Below are 24138 nucleotides of genomic sequence, written 5' to 3' on the forward strand. Positions count from 1 at the left end.
AACTGGCAATACAACCTTCACTGCCGCAAACGATTTTGATAATGTCCAGAACATTGAGGCCATTACGCTTGGCAATACCAATACGGCTGTTACCATGACGACGCAAAACACGCTGGTGGCAGCCGGTGCTACCTTGACGTTATCGAATGCCGCCAATTCAGGGGTACTGACATTCAATGGCAATGCCGAAACCGATGGTGTTTTTACGATTACCGGCGGTACAGGTAATGACAGTATTACCGGCGGTTCCGGTAATGACACGATTTCCGGAGGGACGGGCAACGATACGCTTGTCGGCGGCGCAGGCAACGACAGTATGACCAGCGGCGCAGGCAATGACAGCATCACGGGTGGCGCAGGCGCTGATACCATTCCGCTCGGCAGTAGTGCCAATGATAATGCCCGCCAAACAGTCATTTATAGCACGGTCTCGGATGGCGCTGCAGCCGGTGCGAATAGCGGTGCAGACTCAATTACCCAATTTGATGCTAATGCCAACACGGCTACGGACGACCTGATTCAGGTCTCAGGAGCGCTTAAAACACTGTTGGATGATGATAGTGACGGTACGCTGGATTATTCGACGAGTAATAGTGCAGATTTGGGAAATCAAGCCATTGTCGGTGGTACGAATCAGGAAGCCACCGTGCTGCTGGATGCGGAAATCGAGCTTGTACTGGCCGATTTTACGACGGCAGGACTAACCAATGTTTTAACCGAATTGGGGGAAGAAATCGACTTTACCGGCATTGCAACCGGCGAAGAACACCTGTTTGTCATCAATTTCTCAGCTACGCAGACTGCAATGGTGCTGTATACCGCCGGATCCGGCGGCGATGATACCATCGTTGCAACGGATATCCAGGTGCTGGGTATCGTGACGCATAATGATGGTACCGGTTTGGTCGCGGGCAATGTGACATTCTGATCTTTGCGCTGCAGTGAATGCTCACCGCATTGCACGCTGTCTATGGCTTTGTTTTTAGCATCTTTCATCCTGTATGGACAGAACCAGCAAACTATCAATCTGCTGGAATCAACTTCATCTGCCTTTCAGGCTTTCCAGGAAGAAACGGTGTCGGTTTTCCACTAACCCAATTGGCATGGCCGCTGCCATAATACGGTGACAGCGGATGTCCGCTTTGTCCGCCGGGCATATCCAGATAACCATTCTCTTCTTGGCCGGGAGCGACGATTGAACGTTGCGAGGCACCAAAATCAGGGGATTGAACGCGTGGCATATTATGGTCGCCGGGCAGCGGATCATTCGGCATGTCGAGCCATTGCGCAAGCCATGCGGGCAATTTTTGGCTGAACGGGTGGCGGATGCGTGCAGCGTTATATTCCCCCCAGTTGCGTTCAGTAATACCGCCGTTTTGCTGCAGTTGCACCGCAACAACCTGAGCACAAAGGTATAGCAATTCTTCCCAATTTCTATACGGCACCGGCAGCAAGTGCTGAGGCTGGCGCTCAAGCAATTGCCATACGATCAGCTCTCCCTGGCTGAGTCTGGGTAATTTGAAAGTTGCATCTTGTTGTCTGACTTGAGCGGCGAAGCCGTTTAACACGGTTTTCATGACTTCATAACGATATGTGCGGACTGCGCGATAAGAAACAGAATCCGCCGCGGCATGTCCATCCCAGTCGTTTAGCGCAGCTTTCATCACGGCAACCCACGGCAAATTATCGTCGTCAGCCGCTTCCAGGGTGGTTTTTAACAATTGATACCAGCGTGTTAATAACAGTGCGCGATCATCCAATTGGATCGCTTGCATGTCTGCAACGGTAAATTGATCACGTGCCAATAAACTATCGCGGATTTGCGTGGCTCTGGCACCCAGGTCGTAACCGCCATTGCCTAGCAGCGCAAGCTGATTGCCCGAGACTGCGCGGGAATTGGCAGACCACAGTCGCTGTGATGCGGGATTGTTGATTAACGGATAGTGTTCGGCGTCCAGCCAGCCGTTCCAGCCGGTATCGGAGATGCTCCAATCGGCAGGCAGTTGCGGGTCATAATTGCCGGATCGACTGGGAATGCGCCCTGCGAACGTCCAACTGATATCGCCGTTGCGGTCGCCGACAATAAAGTTCTGCACGGGCATACCGGCCAATTGTGCAATTTTTGTAGCTTGTTCGGCCGTCTGTGCGTGTTCCAGCTCAATCAGCTTAAGGTTGATGGCTTCGGGTTGCAGTGCCGTCCAGACTAGCGCCAAAGGGGTTTTGTCATGATCTTGCGCCATGATGGGTCCCCACTCGGTTTCAGAAATAGTGAGAATTTCATCCAGAGCAGCGCGAACATGGATCGTCTCTTGAATGGTATTGAGCGGTTTCCAGCCCGCTGCGCTGAGATAACGTGTGTGATCTTTTTCATCTAGGGTTACCCGAACCCAGTCAGCAAAATCACCATGACTGTTGGTAAAACTCCAGGCAATATGGCGGTTCGATCCGATGATGATCGAAGGCAGACCCGGCAAACTGATGCCTGTGATGTCATGATGATCCGAGGATGTCGTGGATGGATAAATGAGACGTGACCGAAACCAGATGTTGGGTACCCGTAATGTCAGATGCATGTCATTCGCGATCAAGGCAGCGCCATCGGCTAACGCACCGGAAACCGCAAAACTGTTACTTCCTGGCGCATATTCAGTATTCAAGTGATCGTCTTTGAATAAATGCTCATCCAGTGCTTGCAGGTTAATATCAGTGATTGACGGTAGTTTCGGCAATGCAAACGGTTCATCGATCAGTGGCGCATCCCAGCTGCCCGCCTGCATGGTCAGAAATTGATAAACCGAGTCGGGTAATGCTGCGCGCATGCTGGACAGCTTTAGTTCACGATAAATATTTGATTCATTCAAGGTGAAAAACATCGCGAATATCACCAGAATGCTGTCTTCATTGCGCCACGCAGCCGGTTGGGTCTGTGTCAGCAGGTACGGAAAAGGACTCACAGTCAGCGCTTGCATGCCTTGGTTGACGCCGATCCGGTACGCATCCAGTAAGTGCAGTTGCTCGGCAGGAAGTTGCTGTAATACCACTGCAGCGCGTGATCGCATACGAAACTGACGTGCCCTGCGGTCATGCGTAATCAAACCGGTGCCGAATAATTCTGCTAATTCACCGGCAGCTTGCCGGCGCATTAAGTCCATCTCAAAGAAGCGTTCCTGTGCATGAACGTAACCCATCGCCATGGCCAGATCCACGCGGCTTTGACCTGTTAAAGTAACGCTGCCAAGCGTATCTCTGTCAATCGATACTGGGGCGGATAATTCCGCCACCACCATTTCACCATCATAGTGCGGCAGGCTGCCACGCAGTAAGAATCCTGCAGTAATGATCAATAAGCAGGTAATTAACACGCCTATTATCAGAAGGCGGCGAATATAACGTAACGTAATATACATATCCTTATTAAATCAATAAGTAATGAATCATTCGGAAAAATGCTAAGAAATTTCTGAGTAACTGTCATTTTGAACATCGTGAAAAATCTGCAGTGTTAGATTCCTCGCGGTGTTCGGCATGATGAATGTGGATTATTCACAGCCTTTCTGAAGTTTTCAAGATGCAACCATTTAATAAATTAATTTATCAGTAATTCATTGATAAAAAACAAAATATGAGATCACCTTCAGCATTGCATGGATAAAGGGGATGATTCCTTCTTTGTTCGCATTATTGAATCGTGACAATCAGCATGATAATTCATTTGTAAGAATTTGGAGTTTGTCATGTCTGAAGATAGTGATCTAGAACGTACGGAACAGGCTACGCCCAAGCGCATAGAGAAAGCGCGGGAAGAAGGGCAGGTTGCGCGTTCTCAAGAATTGACCACATTCGCTTTATTGATAGTCGCTGCGGCCGGCATCTTGTTTTTGGGTGCCGATTTGATGGATAAGCTCCTGGGGATCATGAAAGCAGGCATGCAATTGGAGCGGGAGTTGGCGTTTCAACCGGATTTGATGCTCACTCGTTTCTATGAATTGGCTTTTGAAGGCTTAATCGCAATCGCACCATTACTTCTGTTACTGATCATCGTAGCGTTTTTTGCACCCATGCTATTAAGCGGCTGGATGATTAGCTCCAAGGCACTGCTACCTAAATTCGATCGTATCAATCCCATTAAAGGCTTCGGCAGAATATTTTCAATGCGCAGCTTGGTTGAGCTGATAAAAGCAATTGCCAAAACCATAGTCATTGGCGGCGTTGCAGCGTTGATCATTTGGCACAACAAAGAAGAAGTGATGGCGCTATTGACAGTGCCGGTGGATTCCGGAATCCAGCGCACGGGCGAGTATCTGGTGATGAGTTTTCTGCTGACCGTTGCCGCAATGGCATTAATCGCTGTGATCGATGTGCCATTCCAGCTTTGGGAACACGCGAAGCAACTGCGTATGACCAAGGAAGAAATCCGCAAAGAGCATAAAGAAGACGAGGGCGATCCTTTTGTGAAAGCGCGGATTCGTGGTTTGCAACGTGAAGCTGCGCGTCGCCGCATGATGGCGGAGATACCGAATGCGGATGTCATTGTGACTAACCCGACGCATTATGCGGTGGCGCTTAAGTATAAAAGCGAAACCATGCGTGCGCCTACGGTGGTTGCAAAGGGCGTGCATTTGTTAGCGGCACGTATTCGTGAAGTGGCTGAAGAGAATCGCATACCGATTCTTGAAGCACCGCCGCTTGCACGTGCTTTGTACTATCACGCCGAACTTGAAAGTGAAATACCTGAAAAACTGTATACCGCGGTGGCTGAGGTACTGGCCTACATATTTCAGTTAAGACGTTATAACGAATATGGCGGCGATGCTCCTAAACCGCCAACGGATGTGCCAGTACCGGATGGACTGGATCAACCCAAATACGCTGTTTAGTGGATACAAATAAGATGAGTCACTTATTAACCGATTTCTCAATATAGGCGCTTAATTGCAAACGATATGAATAATGCAGCTACCTTATCATCGTTAGTCGATACGAATAATCTCAGGGCGCTTGCCGGTCCGATATTGATTATCATGATCCTGGCTATGATGGTGTTGCCTTTGCCGCCATTTGTGCTGGATCTATTGTTTACCTTCAATATTGCGGTATCCATCATCGTGTTGATGGTGAGCCTTTACACCAGGAATCCGCTGGATTTTGCGGTTTTCCCTACCATATTGCTGATCACAACCTTATTAAGACTGTCACTCAATATTGCTTCGACCCGGGTGGTATTGCTGGAAGGGCATACCGGCCCTGATGCAGCAGGTAAGGTGATTGAAGCGTTTGGGCACTTTCTGGTTGGCGGTAATTATGCGGTTGGAATAATCGTATTTATTATTTTGGTGATTATCAATTTTGTGGTGATTACCAAGGGCGCGGGGCGTATTGCAGAGGTGAGTGCACGTTTTACGTTGGATGCCATGCCTGGTAAACAAATGGCTATTGACGCCGACTTGAATGCCGGGTTGATCGGTGAGGATGAAGCGCGTAAACGCCGGGCCAACATTTCACAAGAAGCGGATTTCTACGGATCAATGGATGGTGCCAGCAAGTTTGTACGCGGTGATGCCATTGCCGGCATATTGATCATGCTGATTACCATTATTGGTGGGTTGATCGTCGGCGTACTGCAGCATGATATGGAAATGGGTGCAGCAGCCAAGAATTATACGATGTTGACAATTGGTGATGGCCTAGTGGGACAGATTCCTGCGCTGATTATTTCAACGGCCGCCGGTTTGGTGGTGAGCCGTGTCACTACGGACGAAGATCTGGGTGAGCAAGTTTTAAGTCAGCTGTTTAATCAACCGCAAGTATTGGTGATTACTGCAAGCATTCTCGGTGTTATGGGAATGATTCCAGGCATGCCCAATTTTGTATTTCTGCTGATCGCTTCTATTCTGGGCGCGATCGCGTACTTCAAGGGAAAAAGTGCAAGTACTCAATTAACAGCGGCGCCGGTTGTTCCGGAAGTTCCCGCGGTAGAGAGAACGGATGCAAGCTGGGATGATGTGACTCCGATTGATACGTTGGGGTTGGAAGTCGGTTATCGATTGATCCCGCTGGTCGATAAAGCCCAGCAGGGGGAGCTGTTAAAAAGGATCAATGGCATACGTAGAAAATTTGCGCAGGAAATTGGTTTTCTACCGCCGGTTGTGCACATTCGCGATAACCTTGAACTGCGGCCTAATGGTTATCGTATCACTCTCAAAGGTTCGGTCATCGGTCAAGGTGAATCTTATTCGGGGATGTATCTGGCCATCAATCCCGGGCGAGTCACTATGCAACTGCCTGGCACCGTGACCAGTGATCCGGCATTTGGGTTGCCGGCTGTGTGGATTGAAGCCTCTTTGCGAGAACAAGCACAAACCAATGGTTATACCGTGGTTGATGCCAGTACCGTGGTAACAACGCATATTAATCATTTGATCCATTTACATGCTGCTGAATTATTAGGCAGACAGGAATTGCAGAAACTGCTGGATCATCTGAGCACGCAATTTCCAAAACTGATTGAAGACTTGGTTCCAAAACTATTACCTCTGTCTACGGTACAGAAAGTCTTACATAACCTGCTGGAAGAGAGTGTGCATATCCGGGATATGCGTACCGTAATCGATGTGCTGACGGAGAACGCGGTACATACGCAGGATGCTAACGAATTGACTGCGGTTGTCAGAAACGCTTTAGGTCGTGCGATCGTCGAGCAGCATTTCCCTGCAGGTACCGAGTTGCAGGTAATGAGTTTGCATCATGAGTTGGAAAATATACTCGCGCAAGTGATGCAAACGGGGGGGGCACAGGGAGGTGCAGGAATAGAACCCGGACTTGCCGATACTTTGCTCAAAGAAGCCCGCAGTGCAGCGCAGCAACAGGAAAAGCTGGGGTTGCCTATCGTGTTATTGGTGCCCAGTCCCATTCGTTTCTTATTAGCCAAATTTTTGCGGCGTGTATTGCCACAGTTAAGCGTGCTGTCCCACTCAGAAATCCCAAGTTCCAGAAAAATCAAAATCACTGCCGTTATTGGAGGTAGCAAATGAAAGTAAAACGATATATTGCTCCCACGTCGAAAGAAGCATTACGTCAGGTTAAAGATGAGCTTGGTGTTGATGCGGTGATACTTTCAAACAGAAAAACAAAGGATGGTGTAGAGATCATGGCGCTGGCGGATTCCGAGATGTCCAGTCTCGTGGAAACACCGCCAGCGGTGCCTCATATTCCTCAGTATGAACACCATAGAGCGCTGGATACGACAGAATCGTATTCAAAATTATTGCCTTTGACTCATGAGCCGGCAGAAACTCAGAAGGTATCTTCCGATGTCATGTCCGCGTCATTGGCGCATGACATCATTGCAGAAATACATGCCATGAAGAGTACGCTGGAAGATCAATTGGCCACCGTTGCCTGGGGAAACTTTACGCAGCGCAGACCGGAGAAAATGAAAATATTGCGTGCCATGCTGGATGCCGGTTTTAGCCCGCTGTTATCGCGTCGCCTGGTGGATAAATTAACCGCTGATTTTGATTATGAGCAGAGTTTGAAGCAAGCAATGTCGGCTTTGGCTTTTAATTTGCATACGGTTGCCAGTGATGAGATGGTGGAAAAAGGCGGAGTGTATGCACTGATTGGTCCTACGGGGGTTGGGAAAACGACCACCACCGCAAAGCTGGCAGCTCGATGTGTCATCAGGCATGGCGCGGACAAAGTGGCATTGCTGACTACCGATAGCTATCGTATCGGCGGTCATGAGCAATTAAGAATTTATGGGCAATTATTAGGTGTTCCGGTGCGTACTATCAAAGATACGGATGACCTGCAACTTACGCTATCGGAGCTGAAGAACAAGCACATGGTGCTGATTGATACCGTTGGCATGAGTCAGCGTGACCACATGGTGGCACAGCAGATTGCAATGCTGAGTAATTGCGGCACCGATGTAAAACGTATGCTCGTGTTGAGCGCCGCGTCCAATGGCAAAACTTTGGACGAAGTGATCTCCGCCTACCAAAAGAACGGTATTTACGGTTGCATTATTACTAAGGTCGATGAAGCGGCAAGTCTTGGTGTGGCACTGGATGCCGTTATCCGCAGAAAATTGATGCTGCATTATGTGGCAAACGGGCAAAAGGTTCCGGAAGATATTCACGCGGCTAACCCTCGGTATTTGTTACATCGTATTTTTAAATCATCTCCGGGAGATTCTGCGTTTACGCTGCAAGATGCGGAATTTGCCTTGATTATGGCAAGCAAGAATAGCGCAGAACCATCACGTACTGGCGAAAAGTCATTAGCAGGGTTCAATTATGACTAGGATGATTACACAGGATCAGGCCGCTGGCTTACGTAATTTGGTGTCATTTCAGGCGCATGATTCAGCACGGGTTTTTACCATTGCTGGCGGGAAGAGCCGGGTAGGAAAAACCAGTGTTGTGGTGAATCTTGCCACGGCATTGGCTAAGAATGGCCAACGCGTACTACTGATTGACGAGAATTCATGCCATAACAATATTTGCACTAACCTGGGGCTGCAAGCACGCTTTGATCTGCTTCACGTCATCAACAGGGATAAAAAATTACATCAGGTTTTACTGCAGAGCCCTGAAAATATAACCATATTATCTGCCATGCGCGGTATTCATGCACTCAATAAGCTGAGCCCATTCGAACAAGATTGGCTTATCAAGAGCTTTTCAGAACTGACTGAATCTGTTGATGTTGTGCTGATCGATACTGCGATGACCGGTACTACGCATGTCCTGCCTTTAAGTTTGGCTTCAGAACAGGTGATGATCGTGATTTCAGGGTCGGCTGCTTCACTGACTGGCGCTTACGCGCTGATTAAGATCATGAGTCAGGAATATGCGAAACAACATTTTCTCATTCTGGTGAATAAGGTGGAATCAGAGACAGAGTCGCTGGCCATTTACCAGAATCTATATAAAGTGGCGCGCCAATATCTTTCTGTAACACTTGAGTTTATCGGTTATATACAAAGCGATGAGAAATTACGCAGTGCCACTCAGCTGTGTAAATCTGTCATCGATGCATTTCCGACTTCGCAAGCTGCACTGTGCTTTAGGCAATTATCTCACGACATTTTTCGCTCTTCATGTCCGGATAAGTATAACGGGGGGGTTGATAATTTTATGCAACGGTTGATTCGAACAAGCCATCTTAGTATGGCAAATTTTACGGTGTAATTGATTATGTATACTGCGACTGGAATTAAAACGATTGATAAAGAACAGTTTGTTATCGAATTCACGCCATTGGTAAAGCGCATCGCTTATCACATGATGACTCGATTGCCGGCGAGCGTACAAGTCGATGATCTGATTCAAGCCGGGATGATTGGTTTGCTGGATGCGATCAGCCGTTATGAAGGTTCATATGGCCGGCAATTTGAAAGTTATGCGGCGCAACGCATACGTGGTTCTATTTTAGATGAATTGCGCGAGGCAGATTGGCTACCACGAAGCATACGAAAAAAAATGCGTCGTATAGAAGCTGCTGTCAATTTATTAGAACAACGTAAAGGATGTGCGCCGAGTGAATTGGATCTGGCGTGTGAGCTGGATATGTCGCTGGATGAATATCATGAGACATTACAAAGCGCACGCGGTGCCCAGTTAATTTATTACGAGGATTTCCAGCAAGATGATGAAGAGCCATTTCTGGATCGCCTATTGGTGGATTCCGAGGGAGATCCGCTCAATGCATTACTGGATGAGAACTTTAGAACGCAATTGATTGCTGCCATTGATAATCTGCCGCCCCGAGAAAAACAGGTGATGGGGATGCATTATGAGCAAGAAATGAATTTAAGAGAAATTGGCGAGGTGCTTGGGGTCAGTGAGTCGCGGGTTTGTCAGTTACATACCCAGGCAGTAGCGCGTTTACGCAGCCGCTTAAGAAATTCTTGATATGTTATTTATAAATCATCCATTGTAATGAAGCGATGTTTCGATGAATAAAAAATCAAAAATGGATTTGAATAGCGTTGTTGGTATTTCGTTGGCTTTTGTTGCAATCATTGGCGGACAGATACTTGAAGGCGGTCATGCGGGTTCTCTAATTCAAACTGCCGCATTTTTGATTGTCATGGGCGGCACCACCGGGGCGGTTTTATTGCAAAGTCCGGTGAAGATTTTTCTAAGTGGAATCAAAATGAGTACATGGGTATTTTTTCCACCCGATAATTCGCCGCAAGCCTTGATCAAGCAAATCATTAGCTGGTCCCATATTGCCAGAAAAGATGGTTTATTGGCTCTTGAGTCGCATGTGTCTGTGGTAAAAGATCCGCTGGCACAGAAAGGATTGCAGTTACTTGCCGATGGGAGTACCGCGGAGAAATTGCGAGAAGTTTTGGAAATTGATATCTCGGCCTTAGAAATGCATCAGCGCCAATCCGCTCGAATTTGGGAAGCCGCTGGGGGGTACGCACCGACAATTGGCATATTGGGCGCTGTATTGGGTTTGATTCATGTCATGGAAAATTTAACGGATCCCGAACTTTTGGGAAGTGGTATTGCAGTTGCCTTTGTTGCAACAGTCTATGGCGTGGGGTTGGCAAACTTGGTTTGTTTACCTATTGCTAATAAGTTAAAAAGCATAATTAACGAGCAAATGGTGCTGCAAGAGATTCTGGTTGATGGATTTGTAGCCATCGCAAATGGCGAAAATCCTCGGTTTATTGAGAACCGATTGAAAGGTTATTACATTTAGTACAAGCTGCTTAAATTTGAGTATTGATTCTGATCTTTTGGGTATTTCATGTTAAAAAGAAGAAAATTAAGAAATGATGAATCTACCGAGAATCATGAGCGCTGGCTTGTTTCATACGCGGACTTTATCACATTACTATTTGCATTTTTTATAGTGATGTATGCGATTTCTTCAATTAATGAAGGTAAATATCGTGTTCTAAGCCATTCATTGGTCAGTGCGTTTAAAAGTAGTAATACATCAAATTTAACATCTGTACAATCCGCAGAATTTACACCCATTCACATTTCGCAATCGAAGCAGATTGATTCAATCAAGCCTATTGATGAGCTAAGTTCTCGTAAAGCGAAAAAGCAAGAAAAAATGCAAAGTATGGCTAAGAATATCCTCCATGCGTTGGAGCCTCTGGTAAAGGATGGTCAAGTAAGAGTTACGCAGAGCACGCTTGGAATCACTGTAGAGATTAATGCGAGTGTTCTTTTTTCTCCAGGACAAGCGAAGCTTGCTGAGAATTCCAGTCTGGCGTTGCAGGCGGTTGCTCATGTTATAAAAGACCACGAGCATGAAATTCATGTGGAAGGGCATACCGACAATTTGCCGATACATACTGAAAATTTCCCATCAAACTGGGAATTATCAACTGCTCGTGCGAGTAGTGTGGTCAGATTGTTTGTGGAAAATGGTGTCGAAGCCGGTCGATTGACTGCTGTAGGCTATGGTGAGAATAGACCGATAGAAACAAATGAAACGCCAGAGGGTAGAAAAAGAAATCGGCGAGTTGCTGTAATGATTTTAGCAACAGATCCGGATAAAGTAACTGAAATACCGATTACTAAGGACTTGAAAATAGAAGAATAAGCTTTAAATATAAGTTTGACCTTTGGGTCCATATAAGGAAACGTTTCCTGCTGCACAGTGTAAGGCAGCAAACGCACGTTGGTTATGCTGAAGGTGAGTTGAGATGATTAAACCGTTTGAATGGTTAATTTTTTGGGCTATCTCCGCCTGCACTAACAGTTCATTCCATAGAGTCTGTATTCCAGGTTGATTTGAGAGCTGTTTCTCTAACCAGTCACTTATGCTACGTTTCTCTAGAGTAATGCCTTGATTCTGTAGATATTCATTGCGATGATTGTCAATCTGTATCAATTTCTCAATTAAGCGTGATTTATTTGAGGAAAGATGGTCAATTTCTTCTATTTTTCCTTGAACCAAAGCATCTTCTTCTTTTTTAAGAATTTCAATAAATTTTCCTAAAGTACTTTTTTCAGCTTCTAAAACTGAGGTAAAGTTTGATGAATATAAAGGTGATGTCATTAAACAGCATCCTTTTTGGATTGTATTAATTCTTTAACAGTTTCAAGGAGTCGATCAGCAATAACTTCTGGATTTATCCGAAAGTTACCTTCACTGATGGCTTGTTTGATTTCTTGAACTCGAGCTGTATTTACAATTGAATCACCAGCAGAAGTGCTGTCTATATTTTGTAGCTTCGTGACATTCGGACTCAGATGTACATTATTTTCTTGTTTTGTATCAGGACGCGGCACGCTATCAGTTCGCTTTTTTCCATCACTGACAGTGATGGTGGTTACTGACTGTAATGATTTATCTATTTTCATTTTCCTTCCTTCTTAATGGACTTTATTAAATATTTAATCGACATTTTTGTATAAAACTTTAGTACTTAAACTTACTTTCGCATATTGTTGAAATGGGTTTGGTTTGGCTAATTTCTGCAATTTTTGATAATAGAGGATGGCGATATTGATTCGTATGCGTTTTTATGGATCTAATTACGGCAGATCATCGAATTTATTTACGATGTAGTTATCATCTGAATTTAACTGATCATGAATCATCTTAGCTATTCTTCTCGTTGCATTAGTAAAACAGAATGATATCGTAGATAATCGCCATTTTAAGATCAAATATATATTCTTACTGTGAACTCAAAATATGTCTTCCGTATTTAAAGCAATTGTAAATGCATTTAGAGATCTAGTGCGGTTCAAGATCGCTTGGATTATAGTCTGGCCAATTTTGGTCGCAACGTTTTTTTGGTTCGCAATCGGTTACTTCTTTTGGGATAATTTCTCAGAATTAACTTATCAAGCCTTCAGTGAGATGGGCATTGGCGAATGGCTCAAGAATATTGAGTCTGACTGGGTTGCTGTCAGTATTCAAAGCTTATTGCATATTATTATATTTGTTCCACTCATCATAATAACGACATTAGTTATTACAACAATTTTTATAATGCCTGCACTCATAAAATTGGTTGCCAATCGTAATTATCCGGAACTGAAACGTGAGCATGGAGGCAGTATTAGTGGCAGTGTTATTAATGCGATGCTTGCTACCGGTATTTTTATTCTTATGTGGATTATCACCTTGCCACTATGGACAATCGGGGCAGGCATTGTTGTTCCCTTTGTGGCGGCAGCTTTTATGAATCAGCAGTTATTTCGCTATGACGCATTATCTGAACATGCCAGTAAACAGGAGATCAAAATAATATGTGCTTCTAATAGATTCTCACTATGGGGATTAGGATTGCTGACAGGTTTTATGCAGTTTGTACCTGTGCTTAATTTATTGGCGCCAATTTTTACAGCACTTGCATTCATTCACTTTGGACTTGCGCATTTAAAACTTTTGCGCGCAGAAAATGAGAAAAGCATTCCTGATCTAGCTATAGATCAGTAAATCATATCGATTGATTATGAGTATCCAGAACTGGGATCCGAATTTTATGGATCTTTCTCCAATATTTGGATCCTTTCGGCATTTAAAAGAATATGTTGCAGCCATGCAGTATTGGCCTGAGCTTTCTGATCTGAATAATTTAAGCATTCAACAAAAACAGCGGATTGTGACCCAGTCAGGAAAGGATGTGTGCTTTGTACCCATAATACGCGGGAAGCAATGCATTGAGCAAAACTATGAAGCTAAAATTTATTTAACAGGCCAGGTGCAGACAAGAGCTAAAAATTGGCACGATTTTTTTAATGCATTGGTATGGCAAATCTTTCCCCGTGCTAAATCGGCACTCAATCAATTACATTATCAAGCGCAATTATTTGAATCAGTTAATAAAATTAAACAGCGTGGTGTGTTGAGGGATGCCGCAACACTTTTTGATGAGTCTGGCGTTATCGTTGTAAGTAGTCAGAAGGCATTGATACAGTTACTGAGAAATTTTGAATGGAAGCAGCTATTCTGGCAGCAACGTGAAGCTGTATTGTCATCCATGCGTTTTTTTGTTTTTGGCCATGGATTGTATGAGAAAGGATTAAATCCTTATACGGGTATGACGGGTAAGGGGATTGCTTTTAATGTTGATGAAACATTTTTTGATCAAACCATATTGGAGCAGTTTCAATCGATTGATTTGATGCTGGCGTTTTATTTGTTAGAGTCGTTGTCATCAAACGCTGATTTGACCCCCATTCCACTTTTAGGCTACCCCGGTTGGGTTGAAGATAATAGTAAGGAAGCCTATTACGAGAACAAGAAATATTTTCGTGATCGTTATAAATTGGCGGATTCAATTTCATAGTCAATAATCTCATCTGATTTAATAACAACTCGCTTATCTGGATAGGTTTTTTCAAGCAAGCGACTTGCTTATGACTTGATACGGTATGTTTTCTCGAATTGAGTCTGTGTTTTTTGTTAAAATACATGTTTAATTTACTAATTTATTGGAGTATTTAATGGCAATTGAAAGGACGTTATCCATTATTAAACCGGATGCTGTTGCGAAAAATGTAATTGGAGAGATTTATTCCCGTTTTGAATCAAATGGTTTGAAGATCATTGCGGCTCGTATGATGCATTTATCACAAGCTGATGCCGAGCAATTTTACGCAGTGCATCGTGAGCGCCCATTTTTCGGTGATTTAGTAAAATTCATGACATCCGGTCCCGTAATGGTGCAAGTACTGGAAGGGAATGAAGCCATTAAAAAGAACCGGGATCTCATGGGCGCTACAGATCCTAAAAAAGCAGAAAAAGGAACTATTCGCGCCGATTTTGCAGACAGCATCGATGCCAATGCAGTGCACGGCTCAGATGCGCCTGAAACTGCTGCAGTTGAGATTGCTTGTTTTTTCCCAACATTAAATATTTATTCTCGTTAAATCTCATAACTATCTCGATAGTGACTACCAATCTGCTTAATTATGATGCCAAAGGCTTAACCGATTTTTGTACGGAAATCGGAGAGAAGCCGTTTCGTGCAAAACAATTGCTGCGCTGGATTCATCAATTTGGCATAACCGATTTTGTCGCTATGAGTGATCTGGCGAAAGGTTTCCGTGAAAAATTGGCGACGTTGGCCGTCATTGAGTCGCCGCAAATCATTTCTGATCATGTGGCGGCGGATGGAACACGTAAATGGTTACTGTCAGTTGGGGCCGGCAACGGTATCGAAACTGTTTTTATTCCAGAAGTGAGCCGTGGCACCTTATGTGTTTCCAGCCAGGTCGGGTGTGCGCTGGCCTGTACTTTTTGTTCGACAGGCAAGCAAGGTTTTAATCGTAATTTAACGGTTGCAGAAATTATTGGGCAATTGTGGATTGCAAATAAGACGCTGAGAAGTGACTCAAATGCTGCCGCCACTGACATGAACCGGGTAGTGAGTAATGTGGTCATGATGGGGATGGGAGAACCGCTGGCCAATTTCGAGAATGTTGTCATGGCGCTGGATTTGATGTTGGATGATCACGCGTATGGGCTGTCGCGGCGCCGCGTTACGGTCAGTACGTCGGGCCTGGTGCCCGCGATGGATCGATTGCGTGAGCGCTGTCCGGTCGCCCTGGCGGTGTCTTTACATGCGCCGAATGATCATTTGCGTGATCAGTTGGTACCCATTAATAAAAAATATCCGATCAAGGAATTATTGGCGGCTTGTCAGCGCTATCTGGCAGTAGCGCCGAGGGACTTTATAACGTTTGAATATGTGATGCTGGATGGTGTGAATGACAGTGTCGCACATGCCCGTGAGCTCATAAAATTAGTGCAAGACGTACCTTGCAAATTTAATCTGATTCCCTTTAATTCCTTTCCCGGATCCGACTTTAAACGCTCTACATCAGAGGCTGTCAATATTTTTCGTGATGTATTGATGCAAGCAGGATTTGTTACAACGGTCAGAAAAACCCGCGGTGATGATATTGCGGCCGCTTGTGGGCAATTGGCAGGTCAAGTAAAAGATAAAACACGCCGCACAGCAATGTATGTAAAGACGGAAGCAGTGAAGTGAAAAAATATCGCTTAGTTTCTTTTATAGTGCTGCATCTTCTATGGTTAAATGCTTGCGTACAGCAACCGATCGAAAACGGAATGTCCGAGCAGGCTAAATTAGAACGAGCGCATCAAAGCGCTAAAATTCATACAGAATTGGCTGCCGAGTATTTTCATAGAAGACAATTTAATGTTGCGATAGAAGAAGTGGCAGAAGCACTCAAGGCTCAATCCAATTATGCGCCTGCGTACAATGTATTGGGTCTGGTGAATATGACACTCAATGAAAACAATAAAGCACTGGATAACTTCGAGCAGGCAATTCGGTTGGCACCTAAAAGCTCTGAAATAAATAATAATTATGGATGGTTTTTATGCCAGCATTTTCCGCAGCGTATGGATCAGGCGATAGACCATTTTATGGTAGCAACACAAGATCCACTTTATTTAACACCGGAAATGGCATTTACCAATGCGGGCTTGTGTGAGCTTAAGCGTCAGAGATATCACGAGGCACAAGTATTTCTCCAGAAGGCATTGTCAATTCAACCCAATTATCTGTCTGCATCAATTGGTTTAATTGATATCGATTTTCAACGTGGCAATGTAGTGGGTGCAAAATCAAAATTGGCTGATTTATTGAAAAATAGTCCATCAACTCCTGAGAGTTTATTTTTGGCGATACAGATTGAGCAAGCAATGGGTGATCAATTGGCTGTTGATAGCTATATTTTTCAACTGCAGAAGCACTTCCCAGATTCCAGAGAAGCAGCAGCTATTCGAGAAGGAAAGATCAGATAATGAACAATATCAATCAGAGCAATAGCAATAATGATCAACTTTCAGGCGATATGGCATCAGTTAATATCGATTTAAATACAGCAATGCGGAGTCATTTGCCACATACTGAGCATAACAATACGCAAGAGAATATTCAGCAAGATTTAACGATGGGTCAAAACATGCCGGCATCAGAAGAAATAGATATAAGGGTATCAAACACAGAGCGGACGACTGATTCCGGTTCATTTTCGATCAATCAAAACAACAATGGTGTCGAGCAAGTCGAAGTCAGTAATCACGAGACTATGCATACGGGTTTTGATCATAAAGTAGTTAAAAATCAAATGAATGAGATTGATTCTGCAAGTATTGTGCAAAGCGTCGGGCATATATTGCGTAGAGCGAGAATCGCTAAGGGTATGAGTATAGACGATGTATCCCGACAACTGCGTCTTTCAGTGCAACAAATTGAAGCGATTGAGAAAGAGGATTTTGAAAAATTACCGGGACGTACATTCTTGCGTGGTTTTATTCGTAACTATGCGAATCTTGTTCAATTGGATTCAACCCCATTATTGCAAATGCTGCCTGAGTCGGTTCCGGTAATATCTACCTATGAACGGACGCCACTTACCAATAAACAACTATCGTTTTCTTCAAACCGGGAAAGCTCTGGTAACAATCGACTCATTATTATCATTATCCTATTCGCTGTTATCTTAGGGGCTTACTTTATTTCTGAGAATATTGGTTGGAATAAGACATCGGATAGTAGTGCGATGAATAATGAAGCAAAGAAGGTCACTGAAAAAGCATCAGTAGAAATTCAACTACCGATATCTTCACCGATAAAGAATGCAATCAATACGCAAACCAATAAAGCACCAGAGCCAAGTATTCAAATAAGTACCGAGAAAAACGCAAATACCGAGCTTGGTATAAAGACTGAAGCACTTGCTGTTGCGACAGAAAATAAATCTATTGTGCAAGATACTGAGAAACCGACTGTCGCATCCAGCGACTTAGGCAATTTATATTTTAAATTTACTGCGGATTCATGGGTCAAAGTAGTGGATGGCAAGGGTGTGCCTTTATTCGAGCAACTCAAGAAGGGCGGTAGTGAGCAAATGATCGTGGGTAAACGGCCATTGTCGATTGTTTTGGGCAATGCATCGGGAGTCAATCTCACCTATAATGATCAGGAAATTAATATTCCTTCCTACAAAAAGCAAGACGGAACTGCACGTTTTACACTCAAATAAAAATGTTTGTAATCTTTTGATCTATATACAATATAAATTATGTCTGAAAATAATTTCTCTATAAAGCGTCGATCCAGTGTAGGTGTCCGGGTTGGGACTGTCATGGTGGGGGGCGGTGCACCGGTCGTAGTGCAATCGATGACGAATACCGATACGGTCGATGAGGTAGCCACTACCGAGCAGGTTGCACAGTTAGCGCGCGCAGGATCTGAACTGGTACGGATTACTGTCAATTCAATGGAAGCGGCCAGTGCTGTACCTGGAATTCGTGCGCGCCTGGATGATATGGGGTGCCATGTGCCGCTGGTCGGTGATTTTCATTTCAATGGTCATAAATTACTGACCAGTTACCCGGAATGCGCAAAAGCTTTGGCAAAATTCCGCATTAATCCTGGCAACGTCGGGCATGGTAAAAAGCGCGATGAGCAATTCACCATCTTGATTGAAACAGCCTGCAAATACGACAAACCCGTGCGTATCGGTGTCAATTGGGGCAGCCTTGATCCGGAGATGCTGGCGCGTATTATGGATGAAAATGCAGCTTCCAGTGATCCGCAGGATGCCAAATATGTGATGCGGGAAGCATTGATCACGTCAGCGCTGGAAAGCGCCGCCAGGGCGGAGGAGATTGGTCTTAATCGCGATAAAATTGTTTTATCCTGTAAAGTAAGCGGTGTGCAGGATTTGATCATGGTTTACCGTGAATTGGCTGTGCGATGTGACTATGCGCTGCACTTGGGATTGACGGAAGCAGGCATGGGATCCAAAGGTATCGTGGCATCGACAGCGGCATTGGCAGTGCTTTTGCAGGAAGGCATCGGGGATACCATTCGTATTTCGTTAACACCGGAACCGGGCGGCAGCCGCTCACGGGAAGTGATTGTCGCACAGGAAATTCTGCAAACCATGGGATTGCGTGCATTCGTTCCGCTGGTAGCTGCCTGTCCGGGATGCGGTCGTACCACCAGCACGTATTTCCAGGAATTGGCCGAGAGTATTCAAGCGTATGTGCGTGATGAAATGATCGTGTGGCGTGGGCAATATGAAGGTGTTGAAAACATGACATTGGCTGTGATGGGTTGTGTGGTCAATGGTCCCGGTGAAAGCAAACATGCCAATATCGGTATCAGCCTACCGGGTTCCGGTGAGACTCCGGTGGCACCGGTATTTGTCGATGGGCAAAAAACCGTGACCTTAAAAGGCGACAATATTGCCAATGAGTTTCGTCAGATTGTTGATAAATACGTCAGCGAAAAATATCCGAGAAAAGCTGTCTGATGGTGAACGGAGTTAAAGCGATTCGCGGAATGAATGACGTTCTGCCGGATGAGTCCTACCGGTGGATACATTTCGAACAGATCATACATCAATGGCTTGCGACGTATGGTTACCGGAATATCCGCACGCCGTTGGTCGAACAGACTGATTTGTTTATTCGGTCAATTGGTGAAGTCACTGATATCGTTGAGAAAGAGATGTATACCTTCATCGATCATCTCAACAATGACAGTTTAACCTTGCGACCTGAAGGTACTGCATCCTGTGTACGTGCTGTTATCGAACATAATCTGTTATATGCCGGTCCACAAAGATTATATTATTCCGGCCCGATGTTTCGGCATGAGCGGCCGCAAAAAGGACGTTATCGGCAATTTCATCAGGTGGGTGTGGAGGCATTGGGGTATGCAGGGCCGGATATTGATGCAGAACTGATTGTCATGTGTTCGCGTCTGTGGGATTTATTGGGAATCCCTGGGTTACGCCTGGAAATCAGTACATTGGGTAATGCTGAATCACGTGCGCTGCATCGAACCCGATTGATTAAATACTTTGAGCAGCATCACGACAAACTCGATGAAGATTCATTGCGGCGCTTACACACTAATCCACTGCGCATACTGGATAGCAAAAATCCCGGTATGCAGGAAATCATTGAGGGTGCACCTAAGCTGATTGATGATCTGGATGAAGAGTCGTGCATTCATTTTGAGTCATTGCAGCATATACTGCGCGAACAAGGCATTAATTTTGAAATTAATTTGCGCTTGGTAAGAGGGCTTGATTATTACAATCGTACGGTATTTGAATGGATTACCGACAAATTAGGCGCACAAGGAACTGTCTGTGCGGGTGGGCGGTATGATGGTCTGATCGAGCAAGTAGGGGGGAAATCTGCGCCAGCCTGCGGTTTTGCGATGGGTATTGAGCGCTTGCTTGCGTTGATGCAGGAAAATGATAAGGAAATCAGGCAATCCGTACCGGATATCTATATTGTCCATCAGGGCGAACAAGCCATGGATTACGCTTGGAAATGCGCTGAGTTTCTTCGTGATGCAGGGCTGAATGTGGTATTGCACTGTGGCGCTGGGAGTTTCAAATCGCAGATGAAGAAAGCTGATGCCACGGGCGCACGTTATGCGCTGATTATTGGCGATGATGAGGTGAATGCACAAGAGGTTACGATCAAACCATTACGTGAACCCATCGAACAAGCAAGTGTGAAATTGACCGCAGTGGCGGAATTAATCAAAAAATGATGGTCGCATGATCACCCTACCGATGCTGAAAATTCACTCAATTTATTGAATCTTTATTTATTCAGGAACATACAATGGCAACTTATAACCTTGAAGAACAGGAAAAAATCGACGGATTCAGAGCGTGGTGGGACAAATATGGCAATGCCATCACTATCCTATTGACAGCGTTCCTTGTTACGCTTGGCGGCGCACAAGCCTGGAAGTACTACCAACAGCAACAAGCACATCAGGCAGCTGATTTATATACTTTGTTACAACAAGTTAAAACATCCGGCGATGCAACGAAAATCAATGATGCAGCCCAGTTGCTTACTGCAGGTTTTCCATCCAGCGGTTATGCGCCCCGTGCCGCACTTATTGCGGCACAAGCGGATGTCGAAGCGGGTAATAACAAACGCGCCATACAAAATCTGCAGTGGATAATCGATCACGCAAAAGAAGCAACAATGCACGATCTGGCGCGTTTAAGAATTGCCGGTATTTTGCTGGATGAGGAAAAATATGATGACGCATTGAAGATGTTGAATACACAACATGATGGAGCGTTTGCAGGCTTATATTTAGATCGTAAGGGCGACATATTGACAGCTGCAAAGAAAATTTCTGAAGCACGGCTCAGCTATCAAGCAGCTATTGATAAGTTAAGTAAAAGTAACAATTACTACAATATCGTCCAAATGAAATTGGATGCATTAGGCGACTCTGATTAGCCATTAACGTGATCGTTCGGTTGAATTCTGCCAAGTCCTGGCAATTATCTGTATTTTCAATAGGCGTGATTTTGCTGCTGGCTGGTTGCGGCAGCATGAATCCATTTGATATGCGTATTGTCGAATCGATGAGTACGCAAATTTCTGATCTATTAGTTAAAGATGAAGTCATCGTATATGAAAAGGAAGAACTGGATGCTTTAAAGGCGGCTGATCGTATTCCTTTAAAATGGAAGCACAAGGTCAGTGAAAATCAAATCGCGTCCTTTTATACGGCTTACGATAGCGGCGCATTATATACAGCGGATGAAGAAGGAAAACTAACAAAATACGATGTAGCTACCGGTAAAGAGCTATGGCAGATAAAAACTAAAAACAACTTCTCTGCCGGGGTTGGTATCGGTGAAGGGTTAATTCTGGTGGGAACATTCAAAGGGGAAGTACTCGCCTACAATGAATCCGGGCATATGTTGTGGCAGGTATCGGTTACCAGTGAAATTTTGAGCCCGCCGCAAATACAAAATAATATCGTAGTGGTACGCACGCTGGACGGCCGGATATTCGGGCTCGACGCTATCGATGGAAAACGTAAATGGGTATACCAAGGTGCTACGCCCTCGTTGACTGTGCGCAGCACCGCCGGAGTCACCGTTGCGCATGGGGCCGTGTTTGCCGGTTTTCCCGGTGGAAAAATGGTTGCGATGAGTTTGTTTACCGGCAATATCGGTTGGGAAGTCGCTGTTTCACATCCACGTGGCGTGACCGAACTTGAACGCATGACGGATATCACAAGCGCACCGGTGATCAATAACCGATTTGTTTGTGCAGTTGCCTACCAGGGGCGTGTGGCGTGTTTTGCACTTAATGACGGTACGCAGATATGGGCACGAGAATCTTCAAGCAGTGCCGGTCTTGCGATGGATAATGATTATGTGTATGTCACTGAAGAGAAGGGTGTCGTGGCTGCTTATGATTTACTCAGTGGCGCCAGCATGTGGAAACAAAGCAGGCTGGGTAGCAAGAAATTGACTCGCCCCGTTATCGATGGACAATATATTGTGGTGGCGGATGATCAAGGTCATGTCAATTTATTGCGGAATTACGACGGTGCATTGATTGCCCGTTCAGCAACCGATGGCAGTGCGATTCAGACGGCTCCCAGTGTATTCCGGGACGGACTTGCGGTGCAAACCGCCAGCGGGGGAGTTTACGCATTCAGTACACAATTTTAGTGGTTGATGTCAGCCTTCCTGGGTCTTGACGATTCACCTATACTGCGAAATTGGTAGTAATTTTTTTCACTTCATGGCACTGAGCGTGTACAGCGCTAGCAGCAAAAATAATGAAACCCACACTTGTTTTGGTTGGTCGTCCGAATGTCGGCAAATCCACCTTATTTAATCGCCTGACCCGTACCCGTGATGCTATCGTGGCGGATATTCCCGGTTTGACGCGGGATCGTCATTATGGTCATGGCAAAGTGGGCGATAAGCCCTATTTGGTGATGGATACCGGTGGTTTCGAGCCGGTAATCAAAGAAGGTATTTTACATGCCATGGCTAAGCAGACGCTGCAGGCAATCGATGAAGCCGACAAAGTGCTGTTTATTGTCGATGGCCGCCAGGGTGTCACTGCGCACGATAAAATCATTGCCGAGCAACTGCGAAAATCCGGACAAAACATTCTACTGGTGGTGAATAAAACGGAAGGCATGGCGACGGCCGTTGTGACCGCCGAGTTTTATGAATTAGGACTGGGCGAGCCTTGCGCGGTATCAGCCATGCATGGCGATAATATCAGGGAACTTGCCGATTGGGCATTGGCGGATTTTCCAGAAACCGAAGAAGAATCACCCGAAAGCAAGTATCCCAAAATTGCCATCGTCGGCCGTCCTAACGTTGGTAAATCCACGTTGATAAATACGTTGCTGGGCGAGGAACGGGTGATTGCATTTGATCAGCCGGGCACGACACGGGATAGTATTTATATTGATTTCGAATATAAGGAAAAACACTATACCTTGATCGACACGGCTGGCTTGCGACGTCGGGGACAGGTGTTTGAAACCATCGAAAAATTCTCTGTCATCAAAACCTTGCAGGCAATCGAAGATGCTAATGTCGTCGTGCTGGTGCTGGATGCAAGCCATGAAATCTCCGATCAGGATGCGCATATTGCAGGGTTCATATTGGAAGCCGGGCGTGCGCTGGTCATCGCGGTCAATAAATGGGATGATTTGGACGACTATCAGCGCGGTACTGTGAAACGGGAACTGAGCCGCAAGCTGGCGTTTTTGAGCTTTGCACAATTGCACTATATCTCGGCACTGCACGGCAGCGGCATCAAGAATCTGCTGCCTTCGATTGACACAGCCTATGCCGCTGCCATGGCAGATTTATCAACACCCAAGCTGACGCGCGCATTGATGGCTGCAGTCGAGAAACACCCGCCGCCGCGTGGTGGGATGTCGCGTCCCAAAATGCGCTACGCCCATCAGGGTGGTTCCAATCCACCGCTGATTATCGTGCATGGCAGCATGCTCAATCATGTACCGGAAACCTATCGGCGCTACCTGGAAAATACTTTTCGCGACGTTTTCAAACTGACCGGCACACCGCTACGAGTCGATTTTAAAGTCGGCCATAATCCCTATGCCGACAAAAAACCCGCAGCACCGACTGAAGCTGAAGCCCGGCGTGCACATAGTAAACGTCGACGTAATCGGAAGAAGTATGGTTAAGCTGGATATCTTCCAAAGTCAGGAAAAATTCCATAATAATAAGTTAATGTTTCTTTCTGAATCGCACCGGATTTTCCGGAGATAAAATGATTTGAGAGGAGGAGAAGATGAAGAATCAAATCAGTTATTCACCG

The 24138-nt window shown here is 45.3% G+C and carries 22 protein-coding genes; 19 read left to right on the plus strand and 3 right to left on the minus strand.

The genetic code is table 11. The features are described 5' to 3' along the window. A partial coding sequence (locus tag Q0K92_RS10785) for a calcium-binding protein (RefSeq protein WP_297325807.1) occupies window positions 1-928 on the plus strand: 928 nt, incomplete at its 5' end. A 94-nt stretch (window positions 929-1022) separates the two neighbouring features. Here Q0K92_RS10785 and Q0K92_RS10790 read toward each other — a convergent pair. Then, window positions 1023-3407, minus strand: a complete 2385-nt coding sequence (locus Q0K92_RS10790) for a penicillin acylase family protein (protein ID WP_297325808.1) — start codon at window positions 3405-3407, stop codon at window positions 1023-1025. 327 nt (window positions 3408-3734) lie between these two features. Here Q0K92_RS10790 and flhB point away from each other — a divergent pair, with 327 nt between their 5' ends. The 7 genes from flhB to motD all read left to right on the plus strand — a co-directional run bounded on the left by flhB (window position 3735) and on the right by motD (window position 11577). Then, the gene (gene flhB, locus Q0K92_RS10795; RefSeq protein WP_297325809.1) at window positions 3735-4877 is read left to right on the plus strand and encodes a flagellar biosynthesis protein FlhB; all 1143 of its coding nucleotides are present in this window, start codon (window positions 3735-3737) and stop codon (window positions 4875-4877) included. Between the two features lie 66 nt (window positions 4878-4943). Continuing rightward, window positions 4944-7031, plus strand: a complete 2088-nt coding sequence (gene flhA / locus Q0K92_RS10800) for a flagellar biosynthesis protein FlhA (protein WP_297325810.1) — start codon at window positions 4944-4946, stop codon at window positions 7029-7031. Then, on the plus strand, window positions 7028-8305 hold the full coding sequence (gene flhF, locus Q0K92_RS10805) for a flagellar biosynthesis protein FlhF (protein WP_297325811.1): 1278 nt from the start codon (window positions 7028-7030) through the stop codon (window positions 8303-8305). Before flhA ends, flhF begins: the two co-directional genes overlap by 4 nt. Then, window positions 8298-9194, plus strand: coding sequence for an AAA family ATPase (locus Q0K92_RS10810; protein WP_297325812.1), 897 nt, complete (start codon window positions 8298-8300; stop codon window positions 9192-9194). The genes flhF and Q0K92_RS10810 overlap by 8 nt, the downstream gene beginning before the upstream one ends. A gap of 6 nt (window positions 9195-9200) precedes the next feature. Continuing rightward, the gene (locus Q0K92_RS10815) at window positions 9201-9917 is read left to right on the plus strand and encodes an RNA polymerase sigma factor FliA (RefSeq protein WP_297325813.1); all 717 of its coding nucleotides are present in this window, start codon (window positions 9201-9203) and stop codon (window positions 9915-9917) included. Between the two features lie 43 nt (window positions 9918-9960). Next, window positions 9961-10719 (plus strand): flagellar motor protein, encoded by a 759-nt coding sequence (locus Q0K92_RS10820; protein WP_297325814.1) that lies wholly within the window; start codon window positions 9961-9963, stop codon window positions 10717-10719. Window positions 10720-10767: 48 nt separating this feature from the next. Next, window positions 10768-11577 (plus strand): flagellar motor protein MotD, encoded by an 810-nt coding sequence (gene motD / locus Q0K92_RS10825; RefSeq protein ID WP_297325815.1) that lies wholly within the window; start codon window positions 10768-10770, stop codon window positions 11575-11577. A 3-nt stretch (window positions 11578-11580) separates the two neighbouring features. Here the strand turns inward: motD and Q0K92_RS10830 are convergent, their stop codons facing one another. Next, the gene (locus tag Q0K92_RS10830) at window positions 11581-12036 is read right to left on the minus strand and encodes a flagellar protein FlgN (protein WP_297325816.1); all 456 of its coding nucleotides are present in this window, start codon (window positions 12034-12036) and stop codon (window positions 11581-11583) included. Next, window positions 12036-12341, minus strand: coding sequence for a flagellar biosynthesis anti-sigma factor FlgM (gene flgM / locus Q0K92_RS10835; protein WP_297325817.1), 306 nt, complete (start codon window positions 12339-12341; stop codon window positions 12036-12038). The genes Q0K92_RS10830 and flgM overlap by 1 nt, the downstream gene beginning before the upstream one ends. A 337-nt stretch (window positions 12342-12678) precedes the next feature. On the opposite strand from flgM, the gene Q0K92_RS10840 reads away from it, so the two are divergent. From Q0K92_RS10840 to der, 11 genes are all read left to right on the plus strand, one after another. After that, on the plus strand, window positions 12679-13428 hold the full coding sequence (locus Q0K92_RS10840; protein WP_297325818.1) for an EI24 domain-containing protein: 750 nt from the start codon (window positions 12679-12681) through the stop codon (window positions 13426-13428). Window positions 13429-13474: 46 nt separating this feature from the next. Continuing rightward, entirely contained in the window at window positions 13475-14281 is an 807-nt protein-coding gene (locus Q0K92_RS10845) for a DUF3025 domain-containing protein (protein WP_297325819.1), read from the plus strand. A gap of 157 nt (window positions 14282-14438) precedes the next feature. After that, window positions 14439-14864, plus strand: a complete 426-nt coding sequence (gene ndk, locus Q0K92_RS10850) for a nucleoside-diphosphate kinase (RefSeq protein ID WP_297325828.1) — start codon at window positions 14439-14441, stop codon at window positions 14862-14864. A 20-nt stretch (window positions 14865-14884) separates the two neighbouring features. Further along, a complete protein-coding gene (rlmN, locus tag Q0K92_RS10855) occupies window positions 14885-15988 on the plus strand; it encodes a 23S rRNA (adenine(2503)-C(2))-methyltransferase RlmN (protein ID WP_297325820.1) in 1104 nt (367 codons plus the stop codon). Then, window positions 15985-16770 carry a type IV pilus biogenesis/stability protein PilW gene (gene pilW / locus Q0K92_RS10860; protein ID WP_297325821.1) on the plus strand — a complete coding sequence of 262 codons (786 nt, stop codon included), beginning with the start codon at window positions 15985-15987 and terminating at the stop codon, window positions 16768-16770. The genes rlmN and pilW overlap by 4 nt, the downstream gene beginning before the upstream one ends. Further along, window positions 16770-18014, plus strand: coding sequence for a RodZ domain-containing protein (locus Q0K92_RS10865; RefSeq protein ID WP_297325822.1), 1245 nt, complete (start codon window positions 16770-16772; stop codon window positions 18012-18014). The genes pilW and Q0K92_RS10865 overlap by 1 nt, the downstream gene beginning before the upstream one ends. A 39-nt stretch (window positions 18015-18053) precedes the next feature. Continuing rightward, window positions 18054-19292 carry a flavodoxin-dependent (E)-4-hydroxy-3-methylbut-2-enyl-diphosphate synthase gene (gene ispG, locus Q0K92_RS10870; RefSeq protein ID WP_297325823.1) on the plus strand — a complete coding sequence of 413 codons (1239 nt, stop codon included), beginning with the start codon at window positions 18054-18056 and terminating at the stop codon, window positions 19290-19292. Continuing rightward, window positions 19292-20551, plus strand: a complete 1260-nt coding sequence (hisS, locus tag Q0K92_RS10875; protein ID WP_297325824.1) for a histidine--tRNA ligase — start codon at window positions 19292-19294, stop codon at window positions 20549-20551. Before ispG ends, hisS begins: the two co-directional genes overlap by 1 nt. A 74-nt stretch (window positions 20552-20625) precedes the next feature. After that, window positions 20626-21264 (plus strand): tetratricopeptide repeat protein, encoded by a 639-nt coding sequence (locus tag Q0K92_RS10880; RefSeq protein ID WP_297325825.1) that lies wholly within the window; start codon window positions 20626-20628, stop codon window positions 21262-21264. A gap of 8 nt (window positions 21265-21272) precedes the next feature. Beyond that, on the plus strand, window positions 21273-22496 hold the full coding sequence (gene bamB, locus Q0K92_RS10885) for an outer membrane protein assembly factor BamB (protein ID WP_297325826.1): 1224 nt from the start codon (window positions 21273-21275) through the stop codon (window positions 22494-22496). Between the two features lie 110 nt (window positions 22497-22606). Continuing rightward, entirely contained in the window at window positions 22607-24004 is a 1398-nt protein-coding gene (gene der / locus Q0K92_RS10890) for a ribosome biogenesis GTPase Der (RefSeq protein ID WP_297325827.1), read from the plus strand. Window positions 24005-24138 lie beyond the last annotated feature (134 nt).

The sequence above is a fragment of the Nitrosomonas sp. genome, assembly GCF_024282095.1.
GTDB lineage: Bacteria > Pseudomonadota > Gammaproteobacteria > Burkholderiales > Nitrosomonadaceae > Nitrosomonas.